We start from the raw sequence: 18,914 nt of genomic DNA, 5'->3' as shown, positions 1-18,914 counted from the left end.
GTATCGCTCGACGGACCGCCTCAGTCGTGCGGGCGCTTCCGTGCAGTATCTGGCCCATAGTGCTTCCTTCCACTCGGCGGAAAAGATTGCACCATCAAAGCCCGGGACCAAACACCTAGACCGGAGAGACCGATGCCCTTCATCTGCGAACCCGGCAAGACCCGTCCGGATGTAATCCCCGGCGCCCTGCACACCCTGCCGGCCACGCCCGAGACCGTGCATTGGGGCTATTTCGACCCGGCGACTGCTCCGACCCTGCGGATCAAGAGCGGCGACCTGGTCTCGGCCGAGGCCATCACCCACCATGCCGGCGACGCGCCCGAACTGATGATGGACGAGGCGGTCACCCGCATCTTCCGGGAGATCCCCGAGGAAGACCGCAATCCCGGCGTCCACATCATGACCGGGCCGATCTATGTCGAAGACGCCAAGCCGGGCGACGTGCTGGAGGTGCGCTATTTGCGCATGACGCCGCGCAACAACTACGGCTCCAACCTCGCCGCCAACTGGAGCTACCTCTACAAGGAGTTCGGCGAGAAAGATCGGGTCACCATCTACGAGTTGAACCCCAACGCCAACACCGCCAGCGCGCTCTACGTCTATGATTTTCCAGGCAAATACCTGATCCTGGGCACGATCACCAACTGCCCGGAATGTGACCGCCAGTCGGCCTTGACGGGCATCCGCATTCCGGCTCGTCCTAACCTGGGCACCGCCGGCGTGGCCCCTGCCATCAACGGCCGGACGAGCACCATCGCCCGGCGCCCATGGTGGCAATATCGACAACTGGCGGATCGGAGCGGGGGCGACAATGTACTATCCCGTCCAGGTCGAAGGCGGGCTGTTCTCGATCGGCGATCCCCATGTCAGCCAGGGCGATGGCGAGCTTTCGGGCACCGCCATCGAGTCCTCGTTGAACGTTTTGATGCAGATCGTGCTGCGCAAGGATGTCGAGACGCCCGGCCCGTTGCTGGAGACCCCCAAGTGGTGGATCGTCCATGGCTTCAACGAGGACCTCAATGTCGCCATGCGGGACGCTTCCCTCAACATGCTGACCCCGCTGAGCGACCATGTCGGCCTGACGAAGAACGACGCCTATTCGCTGATGAGCGTGGCCGCCGACTTTGGCGTCACCCAGGTGGTCGACGGCAAGCAGGGCGGCCATGTGCGTATCCCGCGCGACATCTTCCCCAAGAAGACCGGCTAGCTTCATCGTGAAGGCCTGGTCGTTCAGCACCGACAGTCATCCCCGCGCCGAGCGCGCGGATGCGTGGCGTGACGCCATGAGCCGGCTGGGGTTGCCGATCGAAGGCCTGCCGGACGCCGAGCCAGCCAGCGCATCGGTGGTCTGCCTGACCTCGCCGCTGGGTATCGAATTCGCTCTGGTCGAGGCCGGCGCTCAAGCCATTTCGGGACGCCTCACCGGTCAGCCCGCGGCGATCTGGCTGGCCGTGCTGCTTGGCGGCGAGGCGCAGCTGGTCACCGAGTACCTGGTCGAGGCGCTGTCGCCCGGTGACATCGCCTATGGCCCGACCGGCGAGGCCGCCTCCCTGCGGCTGGAGACCCGCTGCCGCCTGATGTTCGTGCGCGCGCCCCGGGTGGCGCTCGATCATCGCCTGATCGCCCCGGTCAATATCAGGGTCGATTGGCTGGACGGCGCCAAGGGCGGGGCCCACATCCTGTCGGCCCTTCTGCGCGCCACGGCCGACAATCTGGAGGACCTGACGGTCGATCAGCTGCGGCCGGTCGAGCTGTCCTTGACCGAGTTCCTGGCCATTTGCCTGGTCGAGCGGGGCGCGGCCAGCGGTGAGCTGGGTGGGGCGTCCAGCGCCCATTTGCAGCGCCTTTGCCAGACGACTGAGACCCTGCTCCCGGATCCTGGCCTCTCGCTGCGGCGCGTCGCCGACGAGGGGGGTCTCTTCACGCCACGCCCAGAAGTTGTTCGCCTCGGTGGACGAGACCTTCAGCCACTACCTGCGCACCCGGCGGCTGGAGCGCTGCCGCACGGACCTGGCCAGTCCGCAGCACGCCAGGCTGTCGATCTCCGAGATCTGCTTCCGCTGGCGCTTCAACGGCTCGGCGCATTTAAGTCGCGCCTTTCGCGACCAATACGGCATGCGACCCCGCCGGTTCCGTCTGGCCGGCGATGACCGCGGCGCCCGGTAGGTCTGGTCGTCGAAGGTTGATCGGCGAATGCCGAAGGTGGTGCGGGCGGCCGGAATCGAACCGGCATAGCCTTTCGGCTGACGGATTTTCTTACCACTTCGGCTTTCGCCGCCGCCCCAAAGGTCGTTCGTGGTCTGGACTATCCCTTCACCCTGCTCCGGCGAGCCGGAGGTTAGGTGCTGCCCGTCTAGTCTCTACACCTTCCCTCGGAGAGGGCTTGGCTCGGGATCGCCATCTGACAGGGTTCCCCGAATTTGAGCAGTTCTACGTCCCGGATTTCCCCGGGCGCACTCAATCGTCTGGTTCAAGTCCGTTGCGTCTACCAATTCCGCCACGCCCGCCTAAACCGAGCCGAGCTATAATCGGCTGGTTGTGGAACGTCGAGAGCGCGCAGGGCTGGCCGAGGATCGAAAGCCGGGCGGCGAATGGCGGCACAGGCCGGGCACGGACGTGCTAGCCTGGCGGCGACCAGGATCAAAACCCGCAAATTGCCATGCCGCAGAGTGTCCGGCCCGTCCTGTCCCGGAGACCGCCGTGCGCCACATATCTATCCTCAGCCTCCTGCTCGTCGCGGGTTGCGCTGCGTCCGGTCCGCCCAGCCAACGGCCGGCAGCCGTCGCGGCGCCGGCCGTTTCGGCCGATCCGGTGGCTCGCGGACGGGTGCTGGTCCAGGCGCGCTGCGCGGCCTGCCACGCCGTCGAGGCCGCCGGCGATAGTCCCGTGGCGACGGCGCCGCCGTTCCGCGTTCTGAGTCAGCGGTATCCCGTCGCCAATCTGCAGGAAGCTTTCGCCGAAGGCATTTCGACGGGCCATCCCAAGATGCCCCAGATCGTTCTGGAGTCAGGACAGGTGCGGGATCTGATCGTCTATCTGGAAAGCATCCAGACCCGACCCCGTAAGAGCTGATCCGGGCTCGACGGCCCGCGATCCCATGCTAGCGTTACCGCTCTGATTCAGGACGGGGACGGAATATGCGGGTTGGGATCAAGGCTCTGGCGGTCGTGGCGGCGTTTTGTGCGGCGGGCTCGGCCCAGGCTGCGCAGGTCGAGGCGGTCAGCGCGGCGCGGCTGCTCGACGTAGCCTCGGGCAAGTATGTCGACAATCCGATGGTGATCGTCACGGATGGCCGCATCACCGCCGTGGGCAAGAAGGGCGAGGTCGCCGTGCCGGCCGGCGCCAGGCTGATCGACCTGCCGGGCGCGACCCTGTTGCCGGGCCTGATCGACATGCACGTCCATATCGACAGCCTGGCCGAGGTGGGCGGCTATAACGGCCTGCAATATAGCGACGCCTTCTGGAGCGTGGTGCAGACGGCCAACGCCAAGGCCACGGTCGAGGCCGGTTTCACCACCATCCGCAATCTCGGCGCCGACCGCTTCAACGATGTGGGCCTGCGCGAGGCGATCGCCGGCGGTTATGTGCCGGGGCCTCGTATCGTCACGGCTGGCTATGCGATCGGCGCCACGGGCGGCCATTGTGACTCGACCTATTTCCCGCCCTCGATGGCCCAAAAGAGCCCCTATTTGGCCGACGGTCCTGAGCAAGGGCGCCAGAAAGTGCGCGAGGTGCGCAAGTACGGCGCCCAGGTGATCAAGATCTGCGCGACCGGCGGCGTCTTCTCGCGCAACACCGAGCCGGGCCAGCAGCAGCTGTCTTTGGCCGAGATGACCGCTATCGTCGAAGAGGCCCACATGTGGGGCCTGAAGGTTGCCGCCCACGCTCACGGCGCGGCGGGCATCAAGGACGCCATCCGCGCGGGCGTCGACACCATCGAGCATGTCAGCCTGGTCGACGACGAGGGCATCAAGCTGGCCGTCCAGAAGGGCGCGTGGTTCTCGATGGACATCTACAACACCGACTACACCCAGGCCGAAGGCAAGAAGAACGGTGTCCTGGAAGACAACCTGCGCAAGGATCGCGAGATCGGCGACGTGCAGCGCGAGAACTTCCGCAAGGCCGTCAAGGCGGGCGTGAAGATGGTGCTGGGCACCGACGCCGGCATCTATCCGCACGGACAGAACGCCAAGCAGTTCGCCGTGATGGTCCGCTACGGCTCGACGCCGCTGCAGGCGATCCAGTCCGCCACCGTCAACGCGGCTCAGGCCCTCGGTCAGGAGAAGGACGTCGGTCAGATCGCGGTCGGTCGCTATGGCGATATCATCGCGGTCAGCGGCGATCCCCTGGCCGATGTGACGACACTGGAAAAGCCGGTCTTCGTGATGAAGGGCGGGGCCGTGGTTCGCCAGCCCTGACACACCCGCTGACACTCCCTCTGGGAAATTGGCCTCAGGATCGCTAGTTACGGACCAAGGCTCCACGACGGGGTCGCCAGCCCGGGATGCCTGACGCCGTGATCGCCTTCGAGGCCGTTTCCAAGACCTATGCTCGAGGTGGCCAAGCCGCCTTGAGCGAGGTGTCACTGTCGGCGCCGGCCGGCGAGGTGTTCGGCGTGATCGGCGCGTCAGGCGCTGGCAAGTCGACCCTGATCCGGCTGATCAACGGCCTGGAAAAGCCGACCGGCGGGCGTGTCATCGTGGATGGCGACGACGTCGCGGCGCTGGGTGTCGAGGGCCTGCGCGCCCTTCGCCGCCGGGTGGGGATGATCTTCCAGCACTTCAACCTGCTGTCGTCCAAGACTGTGGCCGAAAATGTCGCCTTTCCGCTGAGGCTGGCCGGCCGGGCACCGGCCGAGGTCAGGACCCGCACGGCCGAGCTATTGGAACGCGTCGGGCTTTCCGATCACGCGACCAAATATCCGGCCCAGTTGTCGGGCGGCCAAAAGCAGCGCGTCGGCATCGCCCGGGCCCTGGCGACCGGCCCCAAGATCCTGCTGTGCGACGAGGCGACCAGCGCCCTGGATCCCGAAACCACCGAGCAGATTCTCGACCTGGTCTCCAACCTCAATCGCGAGCTGGGCCTGACCATCGTGCTGATCACTCACGAGATGGACGTAGTCCGCCGCGTCTGCGACCGGGTCGCGGTGCTGGAGGCCGGTCGCGTGGTCGAGACCGGCCCGGTCGAGGACGTCTTCCTGCATCCGGCCAGCGCCACCGCCCGCCGCTTCGTGCGCGAGGCTGACGGCGAACCGGCCGCCGGCGCCGTGCTGGCCGGCCGCGTGGTGCGGCTGACCTTCAAGGGCGAGGCGACCTACAAGCCGGTGCTGGGCGAGGTGGCCCGCGCCACGGGGGTCGACTATTCGATCCTGGGCGGTCGCATCCATCGCCTGCGCGAAACACCCTATGGCCAGCTGACCCTGGTCCTGACCGGCGGCGATGTCGACGCTGCGATTGCCCGGTTCCAGGCCGAGGGCGTGCGGGTCGATCCCGTGCTGGCCGGGGAGGCAAGCCAATGAATGTCTCGAACATCGATTGGTCCGAGATCGGCCAGGCCACCCTCGACACTCTGACCATGCTTGGCGGCTCGATGGTTCTCACCATAGCCCTTGGTTTGCCGCTGGGCGTGATCCTGTTCCTGACTGGCAAGGGCCAGATGCTGGAGAACCGCGTCGCCAATGGCCTGCTGTCCCTGCTGGTCAACATCCTGCGCTCAGTGCCGTTTGTCATTTTGCTGGTCGTGATGATCCCGCTGACCGTAGCCCTGGTCGGCACCTCGCTGGGCGTGCAGGGCGCGATCCCGCCGCTGGTCGCCGGTGCTGCTCCGTTCTTCGCCCGGCTGGTCGAGACAGCCCTGCGCGAGGTCGACAAGGGGGTGATCGAGGCCAGTTTCGCCATGGGCGCCAGGCGTCGGCAGGTGGTGCTGGGCGCGCTGCTGCCTGAGGCCATGCCAGGGATCATCGCCGCCGCGACCGTGACGGCCATCGCTTTGGTGTCCTACACCGCCATGGCCGGCGTGGTCGGGGCAGGGGGGCTGGGCGATCTGGCGATCCGCTTTGGCTATCAGCGCTTCCAGACCGACGTGATGGTGGTCACCGTCGTGCTGCTGCTGATCCTGGTGCAGGCGCTCCAGATGATCGGCGACACGGTGGTGCGCCGGGTCTCTCATCGCTAGAAGGCACCATGACCGACGAAACGCTGATCTTTATCGCTCCGCCTCCCGAACACTGGGACGCGGACTTCGCTCAGGCCTTGATCGGCAAGACCCTGATGCTGGGCCTGACCTTCCTGGACGACGATGGCGAGTTGCTTGAGCGCCAGCAGTTCTTCGGCGCGGTCATCGAGGCCAACGACCTGACGGGCATCGTGCTGGATCTGCTGGGCGAGCAGGACGGCGACATCTACACCCTGCCGCCACAGACCTCGGCGATCACCGCCGCGCTGCCGGGCGTGACCACACTGGCGGGCGAGGCGCCGGACTTCGTCGTCAACTGGACGATCCACGGCGCACCCGACGAGCCGGCCAACGACGAAGACTAGGCCTGGTCGAACGGAAACGGCAGCCGGCCGGCCTTGAACAGGATGTCGGGGTTTTCGTCATAGTCGCCCAGCTCGACATCCGCCGAGGCGGCGAAGGCGACCACGCCCTCACGGAGGGGCGCGAGGCGTTCGGCCTTGCGGCGGGCCTCGGCGGCGTCCTTGCAGCCGATCTGCTGCTCGGCCTTCAAGCCCTTGCCGCGGCCGGCGATATAGGCTTGCACGATGTAGACGGTTTCCTTGGCCATACGCTCTCAGGCCGCCTGTTCGGCAGGCGGGTCAAGCGATCCCTCTAGCCCGATCAGGAAATCTGATTTCGCCAAGGCGTGGAAACCGGGCAAAACCCTACTCGGTTTATCGTCTTATGGAGCCATTCATGGTCGCCCGCCGCGCTTTCGTCGCCCTCAGCCTGGCCGCTCTGGCCCTGTCCGCCTGCGGGCAGAAGCCCGCCGCGAGCGCCAGCGACACACTGACCGTCGCGGCCACAGCCATTCCGCACGCCGAGGTGCTGGAGTTTATCAAGCCCAAGCTCGCCGAGCAGGGCCTGAAGATCGAGATCAAGGTCTTCAACGACTACGTCCAGCCCAACACCCAGGTGAGCGAGAAGCGTATCGACGTCAGCTACTTCGAAACGCTGCCCTATCTGGAGACCTATAACCGCGACAAGGGCGCCAATCTGATCGCGATCAAGGGCGTGCACATCGAGCCGATCGGGGCCTATTCGGCCAGGTACAAGTCGATCGCCGACCTGCCCCAGGGCGCGACGGTGGCAATCCCCAACGATGCCAGCACCGAGGGGCGCGCCTTGCTGCTGCTGTCGCGCAATAACGTCATCACCCTGAAGGACCCGACCAATCCGTTGGCGAGCCTGAAGGACATCGCCGCCAATCCCAAGGGCTTGAAGTTCAAGGGACTGGAGGGCGCGACTTTGCCGCGCGTGCTGAATCAGGTGGACCTGGCGATCATCAACACCAACTACGCTCTCGACGCCAAGCTGAACCCCAGCAAGGACGCCCTGCTGATCGAGGACAGCAAGAGCCCCTATGTGAACTATCTGGTCGGTCGTCCGGACAACAAGGACGACCCCCGGGTGGCCAAGCTGGCGGCGGCCCTGACCACGCCGGAAGTGGCGGCCTTCATGGCCCGGAAGTACGAGGGCGCGGTGGTGCCGGCGTTCTAGCGGGCTCTAGCCCTTTCTGACATTTCACCTTACCTATCAGAGCTCAACTTTGACGGAGCTCGCCGTGTCATCCCCACCAGCCCAAGTCACCCTGTCGCGGATGCTGGTGCTCGACGTCTGCTCCTCGTCGGGCCTGGAGGACTGGTCGCCAGTTCTGCAGAAGGCCAAGGTCTATGAGCGGATCCTGCTGGACCTGATCCTGGGCGAACTGGCGCCGGGCGCGCGGCTGGACGAGCAGTCCCTGGCGGCGCGTTACGAGGCGGGACTGGCCGGAGTTCGCGACGCCCTGGGTCGTCTGGCCCTTGAGGGTCTGGTCATCCGCCGCGCCCGTTCGGGCACTCTGGTCGCGCCGCTGGATCTGGTGGAGCTGCGCCAGGGCTACGAGGCCCGAGCCCTGATCGAGCCGCACTGCGCGGGTCTCGCCGCCCGGCACGCGTCCAAGGCCGAAGCCCAGGCGATCTTCGACGCCTTCGAGGGTGGGGATGAGGCCGCGCGCAATCGCGACCTGCCGCTGCTGGTGGCCATGGACCAGCGCTTTCACGCCGCCGTGGCGCGCGCCGGCCAGAACCTCTCCCTGGCCCGCATCCTCATTCCGCTGCAGCACAAGGCCGCGCGGTTCTGGGTGTTCTCGTTCAACGGCGCGACCGAGGCCGAACTGCTGGCCGATATCGAACAGCATCGCGACGTGGCCCGGGTGATCGCCAGCGGCGATGTCGAAGGCGCCCGGACGGCGATGATGCGGGTGCTGAACGTCACGCCCGAGGCCGTGCAGCGCCCGGCCGTCCAAGGCTGAAGTTCTCAGGCCAGGGCCGATCTCAATATGGTGAGGCTTCCGCGCCACAGTTCATTCAAAATATCAACTGAAATGTCAGAAGACATTTTGACGAACGCTGCGTCATCCCCAAATGGTGGGGTGTCGCCGCTCGGCTCCTCCCTGTTCCAGGCGACGTCGGGGTCTGCTCGTGATGTCTCTTCGCCACCTTCTTCTGTCCGCCGGTGCGCTTGCGCTGATGTCGGCCGCCGCCCGCGCCGAGATCCAGGTCGTAGACCAGGTCGACGCCGTGCTGGTCGTGGCGCGGGATAGGGCGGGGCTGATCGAGAAACTGCCATCCGACACTGTGTTCGGCATCAACAAGCCGCTGATCGAGACGCCGCGCTCGGCCAGCCTGGTCAGCGACCTGACGCTCGAGCGCTTCGGCATCGAGACCCTGGACGGCGTCACCGCCGTCTCCCCCGGGACCCATACCGCAAGCTTCTATGGCGTGCCCGGCGCCCTGAACATTCGCGGCACCCTGGCCGAGAACTATTTCCGCGGCTTCAAGCGGATCGAGAACCGCGGCACCTATTCGACGCCCATCGGCGGGGCGGCCCGGATCGAGATCCTGCGCGGCCCGCCCACCCCGGTCTATGGCGCGGGCAAGGTCGGCGGGCTGGTGAACTTCATCCCTAAATCGGCCCGCGACGAGGGCCGGTTCCTGGCCGAGCCGGAAGGGCAAGTGAGAGCCACCTTCGGCAGCTACAACAAGAAGCTGGTCACCGGCCAGTTCGGCGCGCCGGTCAGCCTGGGCGCGGCCGAGGGCGGGGTCTATGTCTATGGCGAGGTCGAGGATAGCCACAGCTACTACCGGGGCATCTATCCGCGCCGCCAGCTGATCGAACTGTCGGCCGATTTCGACCTCGGCAATGGCTGGAGCACGGCCTTCGGCGGCATGGGCTTCCATTCCGACGGCGACGTCCAGACGCCCGGCTGGAACCGCTTGACCCAGGACCTGATTGACAATCGCACCTATATCACCGGGCGCGACACCAGCCTTTCAGACGCCGACGGCAATGGCCGGCTTACACCCAACGAGGTGGGCTTCTACCCCTATGCCAGCGCGCTCTACATTCCGTATTACGGCTTCCCCAGCAGCGACTCGGCCCACACGCTCGACACCGGCGTCGGAACGGCCAAGCTGAACCGCCGCACGGTCTATATCAGCCCAGCCGACTTCTCGAAGACGACCACGGGCACGCTCTATTTCGACCTGGCCAAGGACCTGGGCGGCGACCGGACGCTGAAGCTGCAGCTGTTCCACGACCGTCAGGACAACGAGCGCTTCGTCTCCTACGGCTATCCGTCGGCCGTGGACGCCAAGGTTTCCGAGGCGCGCGCCACCCTGGCCCTGCCGACGACCATCGGCGCGGTCAGCGCCCGGACCCTGGTCGGCGCCTCGCATCGTCGGTTCGAGGGCCGTCGCCGCGAGAGCTATAATAGCGGCCTGATCGCCCTGGACCGCCGCGACATCGCCTTTGGCTTCACTGCCACCGACACCATCGACAGCCCGTTCACCGACGAGCCGGGCGGGATCGGCCTGCGCTGGGAAAACGACAATCGCTCCGACTGGAACCAGTCGGGCGTCTTCTTCACCTCCGACATCGAGGCGGGGCGCTGGAACCTGATCGTCGGCGGCCGCTACGACCACTATGGGGTCGAGAGCCAGGACACCGGCTTCCTCAGCTACACGGTTCCCGGCAAGCAGGCCGATGACCGCAACAAGGCGACCTGGAATGCCAGCCTGACCTACAAGACTCCGTCCGGCCTGATGCCCTACATCTCCTACGCCAAGGCCTCGGCGCTGGAGATGAGCCAGGCCGGCGATGTCGCGCCGTCGCTGGTGGCCGACGGCTCGTGGCTATCCAATTCGGATCTGGCCGAGACCGGCGTGAAGTTCCAGCTGCTGAACGGTACGCTGGTCGGCTCGCTGGCCGCCTATCGCCAGAACCGCACCCAGTTGACCAATACCTCGCCGCCAACCGTGCAGGGCACGCGCGCCAAGGGCGTCGAGCTGGAAGTCCGCTGGCTGGCCTCGGAGCAGCTGAGCTTCACCTTCGCGGGCAACAGCCAGCGCACGACGATCAAGGGGCCGGACGCTTCGTTTCAGTATATCCCGGCCTATACGGCTGGCGTGGCGGGACCGAACGCCTATGGCGGCTCCTATGTGGTGTGGAGCTTCGCAGGTCTTCCCGGGCGCGGCGGGGACTATGCCTATACCCTGATCCCCCGGTCGGTGGTCAGCCTGTATGGCGCCTATACCAGCAAGGACCATGACTGGGGCCAGGCCGGCGCGACCATCGGCGTCAGCCATGTGAGTCAAACAGCGGGCACAGTGCAAAATGCCGTCCGCTACCCCGCCTATTCGGTGGTCAACGGCTCGGCCTATGTGGCGCGCGGGCCTTACACGGCCGAGCTCAATGTCGATAATCTGTTCGACAAGTTCTATTTCACCCCTGACGCCGACACCTATGCCAATCTGGGCGCGCTGCCCGGCAAGGGCCGCGAATTGCGCGTGACCCTCAAGCGGACGTTCTGACCTTGGCAGCAACAGACCTGCGTCGCATCTCGCTGCTGGCTGGCTTCAGCCTGCTGCTGTTTCTGATCACCGCCTCGACCTATGGGTCGCTGGGGGTGGTGCTGCCGGCGATGATCGGCGAGCTGGGCTGGAGCTTCGAAAAGGCGTTTCTGGGCTTTTCGGTGCTGGGCGTCTTCACGGGCGCCTCCTCGTGGCTGCCGGCCATCCTGATCCGCAGGATCGGCGTGCGCGGGACCTTGCTGCTGGGTTCGGCGGTGCTGGGCGCGGGTCTGCTGGGCTTCGCGGGTTCCGAGAGCATAGTGCGCTACTATGTCGGCGCGGCCCTGTGCGGGATCGGCTTCCAGATGGCGGCCCTGATCCCCGGCACGCATGTTCTGTCGGCGCTCTATCGCAAGCGGGCCCTGCCGTTCGGGATCTATTTCACCTCCGGCTCGCTAGGCGGCGTGGCCGGTCCGTGGATGGCTCTGGCGATCATGGGCGGCGCCGACAACGACTGGCGAACGTACTGGCTGGTCCAGGCCGTGCTGGCCTGCGTGGTCGGCGTGATCTGCGCTGCCATGGTCGGTGGCTCCAGGTGGTTGGCGGAGGCCGCTCAGGAGGTCGATGTCGCGGTCGAGCAGGAGGCCCGCAAGGCCCCGGACGACGCCCGGGTCTATCGCACTTCCCACGAATGGACTGTGAAGGCGGCGCTGCGCACCCCGCAGTTCTATATGCTGGTCGCGGCCTATTTCACCCACCTGCTGACGGGCGTAACGGTGGCCAGCGTCTCCGTCAGTCATATCGGTGAGATCGGCGTCGCCGCCGGCATGGCCGCTGCTGCTGCTGCTGCCGTCGGGGCCAAGATGCTGAGCCTGGAATCGCTGATGCAGACCCTGGCCCGGCTGGGCGGCGGGTTCATTGGCGACCGGATCGACCCCAAGTGGCTGCTGGTCGGGGCCCAGGCCATGCTGGTGGCCGGCCTGCTGGCCCTCGCCTCGGCGACCACCGTGCCGCTGATGCTGCTCTACGCCGTGGGCACAGGCGTCGGCTTTGGCCTGACGGTGCTGGCCGTGACGGTGTTGCTGCTCAACTATTATGGTCGGCGCAGCAATCTGGAGCTCTTTTCCCTGACCTGCCTGGTGGGCGCGGTGTCGGCTGCAGGACCTTTCATCGCCGGGGCCATGCGCGACCGGCTGGGCAGTTTCTCGCCGACCTTCCAGTTGTTCGCGGCGACGATCGCGGTGGTTTTCGTCGCCGCGCTGTTCATGAAGCCGCCGATTCCGCCGGCCGACATGATCGACGTCCCCGATTGAGCTGAAGATCGGCGGTTCGGCGAACCGTTCGCGTGCTACGAAAAGCCATGCGTTCGCCATCTCCCAGCCGCAAGGAATTCGGCGTCTTCCTGCCCGATCCGTGTCGGCGTTTCACATGACCTGCGCCCCGCTGGAGCCAGAATGGATCGCGGCGGGCCGCACGGCCCTGCTGATCATCGACATGCAGGTCGACTTCGCCGCGCCCGAGGGCGTGATCGGCTGCATGGGTGTCGATCTTTCAAGCGTGGTCTCTGCCTTGGCCGCGGCCGAGCGTCTGGCCAAAGCAGCGCGGGCGGCGGCGGTTCCGGTGATCTTCGTGGGCCTGTTCACTTCGCCCGACACCGACTCGTCAATGTGGCGCGAGCGGATGGCGCGGCGGGGCGGCGATCCCGATGTCGAGAGCGACCTGTGCCGAGCCGGTCAGGCGGGTTCGGATTTCTATGGCCCCAAGCCCGCCTTGGGCGAGTTGGTCGTCGAGAAGACCCGCTACAGCGCCTTTGTCGGAACGGGCCTCGGCGAGACGCTGCGGGGGCGGGGGATAGACACCCTGGTCCTGTGCGGATTGACCACCGAGTGCTGCGTCGACTGCACGGCGCGCGACGCCTTTCATCAGGACTTCCATGTCTTCGTGCCGGCCGATGCGTGCGCGGCCTACGAGACCGAGGTGCATGAGGCGGCCCTGAAGGCCATGGGCCTGAACTTTGCCATTCTGATCGATGCAGAGGCGGTGATCGCCAGTTGGACCGCCAGACCCTAGGCCAAGAAAAAGCCGCCCCGGTTGCCCGGAGCGGCTCTGTCCATCTTCAGTGACGTTGAACGTTCTTAGAAAGCGGCCTTCAGGCTGACGACGACGCGGTCGCCGTAGTTCGGGCCATAGCCGTGTTCGCTGGTATCCGAGTAGCGCAGGTCAGCGGTCAGGTTGTCGCTGATCGCGTAACCGAGGCCGACGTTCCAGGTCGTATAGTCGCCGGCATACTTGATTTCCTGTTGGCCCAGAGCGCCGCTCAGGGTCAGCTTGTCCATCAGCGGCACGGCGGCGTTGACTTCATAATAGAAGGCCTTGCCCGTATCGAACGGGAACTCCGGCGAGTAGAACAGCGCGACGCCAACGGTCGCCGGGCCGACCGCGCGCGAAGCAGCGGCCTTCAGTTCGACGTAGCCGTACTGGCCGGGCGTGGCGCCCTTGTCGTCGACATAGCCGTAGTAAACGATGCCGAAGTCCAGGGCTGTGTCGCCCACGGTCGGCTTCACGCCGGCATAGATGTCGATTTCTGCCGACGGGTCATCGGTGCCGAAGTCGACGTTCGAGGCCCAAACGCCGGCATAGCCGATGCCGTAGGTCGCATCGATGCCACCGAAAATTTGCGGGTCTTCGCTGGTGTTGCTCACACCGCGGAAAACGTAGTCGCTGGCGATGCCAACGTTGTAGGAAAGCTTCAGGGTGTCCTGGGCCATTGCGGCGCCGCTCAGAGCAACCGTGGCGGCGGCCGAAGCCAGCGCGATCTTAAAGATGTTCATTGTGGTCTATCCCCTTCTTTGTGTCGCCTCCCGGAGGGTCGCCCCGAGTTCGACGGCGCCTGCAAGCGCACTGTGTCGACGACCGATTAGTCGCTGACTGCCTTGTAGTTGCAATCTGAGTGGGTAAAGCGCCAGCATGAACGGCGTTATCTGACTAAAGTTTGGGCGGAGTGTGACGGATTTGCTTCAGAATGGGCGACCAAAGCCACAGTGCAGGGTTAATGCTTGATTAACCTTTACCCGTGTTTCCGGCGCATCGCCCATGTCTTCAGCGCATCGACAGACTCGCGCCGCCCAGATGCAGGCCGGCGTCCACCAGCAGGGTCTCGCCCGTGACGTGACGCGACGCTGGCGAGGCGAGGAACACGGCGGCGCCGGCCACATCCTCGGCCGTCGAGGCGACCTTCAGCGGCGTCGCGGCCGCCGCGCCGGCCCGCAGGCGATCCACCCGATCAGCGTCCATCGCCTTGCCAAACCAGGGGGTGTCGATGAATCCGGGGCAGATGGCGTTGACGCGGATGCTGGGCGCCAAGGCCCTGGCCAGGGACAGCGTCATGGTGGTCATCGCGCCCTTCGAGGCAGCATATGGCACCGAAGAGCCGTTGCCGACCACGCCCGCGATGGATGATGTATTGACCACGGCGCCGGGCTGTGGCCCGGCCTCCAGCAGCGAGCGCGCGGCGCGGACCATCTGGAAGGCGCCGACCACATTGACGCTGTAGAGCCGCAGGAAGTCTTCAGCGTCGACAGCATCGAGATCGGCGTGGTTGGGCGCGAACTTGGTCATGCCGGCATTGTTGAACAGCGCATCGATTCGGCCGGTCAGGGCGGCGGCCTCGACGATCTTGCGGCAGTCGGCGTCATGGGAGACGTCGCCCTGGGCCAGCACCGCCTTGGAGCCCTCGGCCTGGATCAGGCGGGCGGTTTCCTCGGCGTCCTGCGCATTACTGGCGAAGTTGACGACGATCAGGCCGGCGCCGCGCCGGGCGGTTTCCACCGCTATGGCCCGGCCAAGGCCCGTGGAGGCGCCAGTGACCACCACTGTGAAACCTTCGAAATCCCGTCCCATCATGGCCTTGCTCCTGCTCTCGAACACGTGTTTGAAGTTTGTAGCGACAGGAGCCCGGCTTGTCTCTGGCGCTGGACGGGCCTAAATCCCGCCGATGACAGACCTCAACGTCACCCAGCTCGGCCGCATGGTCGACGCGCCCGACAGCCCCGAAGCGGCTGTTCTGGAGCGCGTGCCCAATCCGCAGTCCGACGTGCTCTATCTGGCACGCTTCGTGGCCCCGGAATTCACATCGCTGTGCCCGGTCACTGGCCAGCCCGACTTCGCCCACCTCGTGATTGACTACGCACCAGGCGAATGGCTGATCGAGAGCAAGTCGCTGAAGCTCTATTTGACCAGCTTCCGCAACCACGGTTCGTTCCACGAAGACTGTACCGTCAAGGTGGCTCGCAAAATCGTTGAGATCGCCGACCCGCGCTGGCTGCGCATCGGCGGATACTGGTACCCGCGTGGCGGCATCCCCATCGACGTGTTCTGGCAGACCGGTCCCGCGCCAGAAGGCCTCTGGGTGCCAGATCAGGGCGTCGCGCCGTATCGCGGGCGGGGCTGACCTAAGCCTTCGAGAGCCGGCGGCGGTTGGCGCGGACCTTTTTTCGCAGGTGACTGATCGACCGAGCCGCAACCGCCGGACCGTTGATCCCCAACTGGCCGGTCATGGCCAGCATCGGCAGGGTCATGGCCGCCGTCATTTTCTCGCTGATCATAAGATCGATCTCGGTGTGGGCGGCGGCTCCACCTTCAGCGATCTTCATGGTGCGCAAACCGATCACGGTCGAAGCCTCCAGGCTCATGGCCCAGGCGTCCCAGACCATGCCGGTCCAGGGCTCGTTGCGTCGCGCCATTTTCGTCTCCGTCCGCTGCCTTTCAGGAGAACGCGCGGCAAGCGGCTTTGGCGCTAGCCGGGCGTCCATTCGCTGGTGATCGCCGCCACGTCCGGACGAACCCGCTCCTGCGGCTGCTCGCTCGACGCGCCGAGATAGATGAAGCCAGCGACCTGCTCGCCGACCGTCAGACCCAGGATCTCGAGAGCGCGGGGATCGTAGGAATACCAGTCCGTGATCCAGTTGGCGCCCCAGCCCATCGCCGAGGCGGCCAGCAGCATCTGCATGCACACCGCCGAACCGCTCTGGCGCTGCTCCCACTCAGGGATCTCGCCCGGGACATAGCGGGAGATCACCGCCACGGCGACCGGAGGACGGGTCAGCTTGCGCAGGGCGGCGTTGGCCTTCACCGGGTTCACCTGATCGGCCGCGAGGGCTGTGATCTTCTGAGCGAAGACGTCCTTGACCGGGCCGCGCAGGATCACGAACCGCCAGGGCGAAAGCTTTCCGTGATCGGGCACGCGGGCTGCCAGCCGTAGCAGGTCGGCCAACTGGCCATCGTCTGGGCCTGGTGCTGTCAGGGTCATGGCGGAGGCGGACCGGCGCCGCGCCAGAAAGCTCAGTACCTCGGGCGAAGTCTCGATCGGCAGCATCTCGCCAAACGCCGGCGCGGGGGGAACGGAACCGGTCAAGACGATCTCCACGAAGCATTGTATGCCGCACACCTATGGCCGCATGCCGGCCGCCACAAGTCGCGAGCTCCCATGTCCGACAAACCCTCTTGGTTGAAGCCGCACGGAAAGCCTTGGGGCGTCAGCAGCAGCAAGCTGGTCTACGACAATCCCTGGATCAGCCTGACGGAGTATCAGGCCATCGCACCAACGGGGCGGCCGGCGCTTTACGGCAAGGTCGGTTTCAAGAACCAGGCGATCGGCGTGGTGCCCCTGCACGAGGACGGCACGGTGACGCTGGTCGGCCAAAACCGCTTCTCGCTGGCCAATTACAGCTGGGAGCTGCCGGAAGGCGGCGCCCCTCTGGGCGAGGACCCGCTGAACGGAGCCAAGCGCGAGCTGGCCGAGGAGGTCGGGCTACAGGCCGCCGACTGGCGTCCGATCCTGCGGATGGAGATGTCGAATTCAGTCACTGACGAGATCTGTCAAGGCTTTCTGGCCATGGATCTGTCGCCCACGCAGACCGCCCCTGATGAGACCGAAGACCTGGCTGTCGCCCGTGTGCCGTTCCCCGAGGCGCTGGACGCGGCGGTGGCCGGACACATGCCCGACTCGTTGACGGTGGCGTTACTGCTTCGGGTGCACCATATGGCGATGAAGGGAGAGCTTCCGAGCGATCTCGCCCGTCTCGTGCTACAATAGGCGCGAGCGGGCGAAGGCAGAGCCTTTCCCAACAGGACTAGTGCGTCTTCAAAAAAGATGCTCTATTACCGGCAGGCATGAGGGAGAGCCCCGGTGGCCAAGCATCTGGAAGTCGTTACCGAGCAATCGACGCCCCCCGTCTGGGCGGCGCTGCGCAATCAGGCCGAACACGCCGCCAAGGCCGAGCCGGCCCTGGCCTCGCTGCTAAATGCAGTGATCCTCAGCCATGACAATATCGCTGACGCCCTGACCTTCCAGTTGGCCCGCAAGCTGGGCGACCAGGAAATGCGGGCGATGACGGCGCGCGAGTTCGCGGCAGAGGCCTTCGCCTCAGATCCAGCCCTGATCGCCGCCGCCGAAGCCGATCTGATGGCCGTCTACGAGCGCGACCCTGCCTGCAAGGGCTACGTCCAGCCATTCCTGTTCTTCAAGGGCTTCCTGGCCCTGCAAACCCATCGCGTGTCGCATTGGCTGTGGAGCGAAGGCCGAGAGACCTTGGCCTTCTATCTGCAGAGCCGGTCTAGTGAGGTCTTTCAGGTCGATATCAATCCCGCCGCCCGCATCGGCCAGGGCGTGTTCATCGACCACGGCACTGGCATCGTCATCGGTGAGACGGCGGTGGTCGGCGATGACGTATCGATGCTTCACGGGGTGACCCTGGGCGGCACCGGCGCGGATCGCGGCGACCGTCACCCCAAGATCGGCCGGGGCGTACTGCTGGGCGCCGGCGCCAAGGTGTTGGGCAACATAACCGTCGGCGACTACGCCAAGATCGCCTCGGGCTCGGTGGTGCTAAAGCCCGTGCCCCCGCATTGCACGGCCGCCGGTGTTCCTGCCCGCATCGTCAATTGTCCGACCTGCGAAGAGCCGGCCAAGTCGATGGACCAGACCCTGTCCGAGGCTGTGTACGACTACGTGATCTGAATGCGGCCCGGCGTCCTGAAAGGTCTGATCCTCGCGGTTTTGCTGGCTGCGAGCTTCGCCGCGCCTGCCTGGGCCGGAGGGCCGCGGTCGTACGGCTACACGGTGGTAAAGGCCTATCCGCACGATCCGGGGGCGTTCACCCAGGGCCTGCTGTGGCGCGACGGTTTTCTGTATGAGAGCACGGGCCTGCACGGCCGCTCGTCTGTCCGAAAGGTGGCGTTGGAAACCGGCGTGCCCGAACAGGAGCGCCTGATCGACAGCCGCTATTTCGGCGAGGGCGTCGTCGATTGGAAGGGCCGGCTGATCGCCCTGACCTGGCGGGACCAGGTGGGCTTCATCTTTGATCTGGCCACCTTCGAGAAGGTCGGCGAGTTCTCCTATCCGGGCGAAGGCTGGGCCCTGACGCGCGACGAAACGCGGATCATCATGAGCGATGGCACAGCGTTCCTGCGCTTTCTCGATCCCGAGACCCTGAAAGAAACCGGTCGCGTGCAGGTTACCGACAACGGCAAGCCTGTGGATAACTTGAACGAGCTGGAATGGGTGAAGGGCGAGGTGCTGGCCAATATCTGGCAGACCGACCGCATCGCCCGCATCGATCCCAAAACCGGCCACGTGACGGGCTGGATCGATCTGTCGGGTTTGCTTGGCTCGGTCGACCGAGCGAGCGGTCAGGTCGATGTGCTCAACGGTATCGCCTATGACGGCGCCACGGATCGGCTGTTCGTTACCGGAAAGCTTTGGCCCAAGCTGTTCGAGATCAAGCTGACGCCGCAGCCCTGATCGCCGCCCTTGAAGGAGAAGGATCGCGCGGGCGGATGGCCATTGGTCGAGATCCCATAGGCCAC

Annotated in this window: 18 protein-coding genes and 3 pseudogenes; 16 read left to right on the top strand and 5 right to left on the bottom strand. The window is 65.7% G+C overall.

The window, feature by feature from the left end; all coding sequences use genetic code 11:
• The first annotated feature begins 132 nt into the window (after positions 1-132).
• The 7 genes and pseudogenes from ACP69S_RS14650 to ACP69S_RS14620 all read left to right on the top strand — a co-directional run bounded on the left by ACP69S_RS14650 (position 133) and on the right by ACP69S_RS14620 (position 6,539).
• Positions 133-1,207 (top strand): annotated as a pseudogene (locus tag ACP69S_RS14650) (acetamidase/formamidase family protein).
• Positions 1,208-1,214: 7 nt separating this feature from the next.
• A pseudogene (locus ACP69S_RS14645) lies at positions 1,215-2,166 on the top strand (helix-turn-helix domain-containing protein).
• A gap of 534 nt (positions 2,167-2,700) precedes the next feature.
• The gene (locus ACP69S_RS14640; protein ID WP_425998394.1) at positions 2,701-3,072 is read left to right on the top strand and encodes a c-type cytochrome; all 372 of its coding nucleotides are present in this window, start codon (positions 2,701-2,703) and stop codon (positions 3,070-3,072) included.
• Between the two features lie 65 nt (positions 3,073-3,137).
• Complete coding sequence (locus ACP69S_RS14635) at positions 3,138-4,418, top strand: amidohydrolase family protein (RefSeq protein ID WP_425998393.1); 1,281 nt, start codon at positions 3,138-3,140, stop codon at positions 4,416-4,418.
• A 98-nt stretch (positions 4,419-4,516) separates the two neighbouring features.
• Positions 4,517-5,518: a methionine ABC transporter ATP-binding protein gene (locus tag ACP69S_RS14630; RefSeq protein ID WP_425998400.1), complete on the top strand. Its 1,002-nt coding sequence runs from the start codon at positions 4,517-4,519 to the stop codon at positions 5,516-5,518.
• Positions 5,515-6,174: a methionine ABC transporter permease gene (locus ACP69S_RS14625; RefSeq protein ID WP_425998392.1), complete on the top strand. Its 660-nt coding sequence runs from the start codon at positions 5,515-5,517 to the stop codon at positions 6,172-6,174. The genes ACP69S_RS14630 and ACP69S_RS14625 overlap by 4 nt, the downstream gene beginning before the upstream one ends.
• Before the next feature lie 8 nt (positions 6,175-6,182).
• Positions 6,183-6,539, top strand: coding sequence for a hypothetical protein (locus tag ACP69S_RS14620; RefSeq protein ID WP_425998390.1), 357 nt, complete (start codon positions 6,183-6,185; stop codon positions 6,537-6,539).
• On the opposite strand, the gene ACP69S_RS14615 is transcribed toward ACP69S_RS14620, so the two are convergent.
• On the bottom strand, positions 6,536-6,784 hold the full coding sequence (locus tag ACP69S_RS14615) for a hypothetical protein (protein WP_156111248.1): 249 nt from the start codon (positions 6,782-6,784) through the stop codon (positions 6,536-6,538). The two genes, ACP69S_RS14620 and ACP69S_RS14615, sit on opposite strands and share 4 nt — an antisense overlap.
• 116 nt (positions 6,785-6,900) lie before the next feature.
• On the opposite strand from ACP69S_RS14615, the gene ACP69S_RS14610 reads away from it, so the two are divergent.
• The 5 genes from ACP69S_RS14610 to ACP69S_RS14590 all read left to right on the top strand — a co-directional run bounded on the left by ACP69S_RS14610 (position 6,901) and on the right by ACP69S_RS14590 (position 13,118).
• Complete coding sequence (locus ACP69S_RS14610; protein ID WP_425998388.1) at positions 6,901-7,716, top strand: MetQ/NlpA family ABC transporter substrate-binding protein; 816 nt, start codon at positions 6,901-6,903, stop codon at positions 7,714-7,716.
• Between the two features lie 100 nt (positions 7,717-7,816).
• Positions 7,817-8,509: a GntR family transcriptional regulator gene (locus ACP69S_RS14605; protein WP_425998398.1), complete on the top strand. Its 693-nt coding sequence runs from the start codon at positions 7,817-7,819 to the stop codon at positions 8,507-8,509.
• 172 nt (positions 8,510-8,681) lie between these two features.
• On the top strand, positions 8,682-11,069 hold the full coding sequence (locus ACP69S_RS14600; RefSeq protein ID WP_425998386.1) for a TonB-dependent siderophore receptor: 2,388 nt from the start codon (positions 8,682-8,684) through the stop codon (positions 11,067-11,069).
• A 2-nt stretch (positions 11,070-11,071) separates the two neighbouring features.
• On the top strand, positions 11,072-12,361 hold the full coding sequence (locus tag ACP69S_RS14595; RefSeq protein WP_425998384.1) for a CynX/NimT family MFS transporter: 1,290 nt from the start codon (positions 11,072-11,074) through the stop codon (positions 12,359-12,361).
• 115 nt (positions 12,362-12,476) lie between these two features.
• Positions 12,477-13,118 carry a cysteine hydrolase family protein gene (locus ACP69S_RS14590; RefSeq protein WP_425998382.1) on the top strand — a complete coding sequence of 214 codons (642 nt, stop codon included), beginning with the start codon at positions 12,477-12,479 and terminating at the stop codon, positions 13,116-13,118.
• 65 nt (positions 13,119-13,183) lie between these two features.
• Here ACP69S_RS14590 and ACP69S_RS14585 read toward each other — a convergent pair whose 3' ends face one another.
• Entirely contained in the window at positions 13,184-13,879 is a 696-nt protein-coding gene (locus ACP69S_RS14585; protein WP_425998381.1) for a TorF family putative porin, read from the bottom strand.
• Positions 13,880-14,147: 268 nt separating this feature from the next.
• A complete protein-coding gene (locus tag ACP69S_RS14580) occupies positions 14,148-14,951 on the bottom strand; it encodes an SDR family NAD(P)-dependent oxidoreductase (protein WP_425998379.1) in 804 nt (267 codons plus the stop codon).
• A 91-nt stretch (positions 14,952-15,042) separates the two neighbouring features.
• Here ACP69S_RS14580 and queF point away from each other — a divergent pair, with 91 nt between their 5' ends.
• Entirely contained in the window at positions 15,043-15,498 is a 456-nt protein-coding gene (gene queF / locus ACP69S_RS14575; protein ID WP_425998377.1) for a preQ(1) synthase, read from the top strand.
• 1 nt (position 15,499) lies between these two features.
• On the opposite strand, the gene ACP69S_RS14570 is transcribed toward queF, so the two are convergent.
• Both ACP69S_RS14570 and ACP69S_RS14565 read right to left on the bottom strand, forming a co-directional pair.
• The gene (locus ACP69S_RS14570) at positions 15,500-15,790 is read right to left on the bottom strand and encodes a hypothetical protein (protein ID WP_425998376.1); all 291 of its coding nucleotides are present in this window, start codon (positions 15,788-15,790) and stop codon (positions 15,500-15,502) included.
• A 53-nt stretch (positions 15,791-15,843) separates the two neighbouring features.
• Positions 15,844-16,461 carry a nitroreductase family protein gene (locus ACP69S_RS14565; protein WP_425998374.1) on the bottom strand — a complete coding sequence of 206 codons (618 nt, stop codon included), beginning with the start codon at positions 16,459-16,461 and terminating at the stop codon, positions 15,844-15,846.
• A gap of 4 nt (positions 16,462-16,465) precedes the next feature.
• Between ACP69S_RS14565 and ACP69S_RS14560 the strand changes: the two are divergent.
• From ACP69S_RS14560 to ACP69S_RS14550, 3 genes and pseudogenes are all read left to right on the top strand, one after another.
• A pseudogene (locus ACP69S_RS14560) lies at positions 16,466-17,142 on the top strand (NUDIX domain-containing protein).
• 93 nt (positions 17,143-17,235) lie between these two features.
• Positions 17,236-18,066: a serine O-acetyltransferase gene (cysE, locus tag ACP69S_RS14555; RefSeq protein ID WP_425998372.1), complete on the top strand. Its 831-nt coding sequence runs from the start codon at positions 17,236-17,238 to the stop codon at positions 18,064-18,066.
• Positions 18,067-18,849, top strand: a complete 783-nt coding sequence (locus tag ACP69S_RS14550) for a glutaminyl-peptide cyclotransferase (protein WP_425998370.1) — start codon at positions 18,067-18,069, stop codon at positions 18,847-18,849.
• Positions 18,850-18,914: the final 65 nt, after the last annotated feature.

The sequence above is a fragment of the Caulobacter sp. DWR1-3-2b1 genome (assembly GCF_049895765.1).
In the GTDB taxonomy this organism is placed as follows: Bacteria; Pseudomonadota; Alphaproteobacteria; order Caulobacterales; family Caulobacteraceae; genus Caulobacter.
This window is presented reverse-complemented; position numbering and strand designations above follow the sequence as displayed.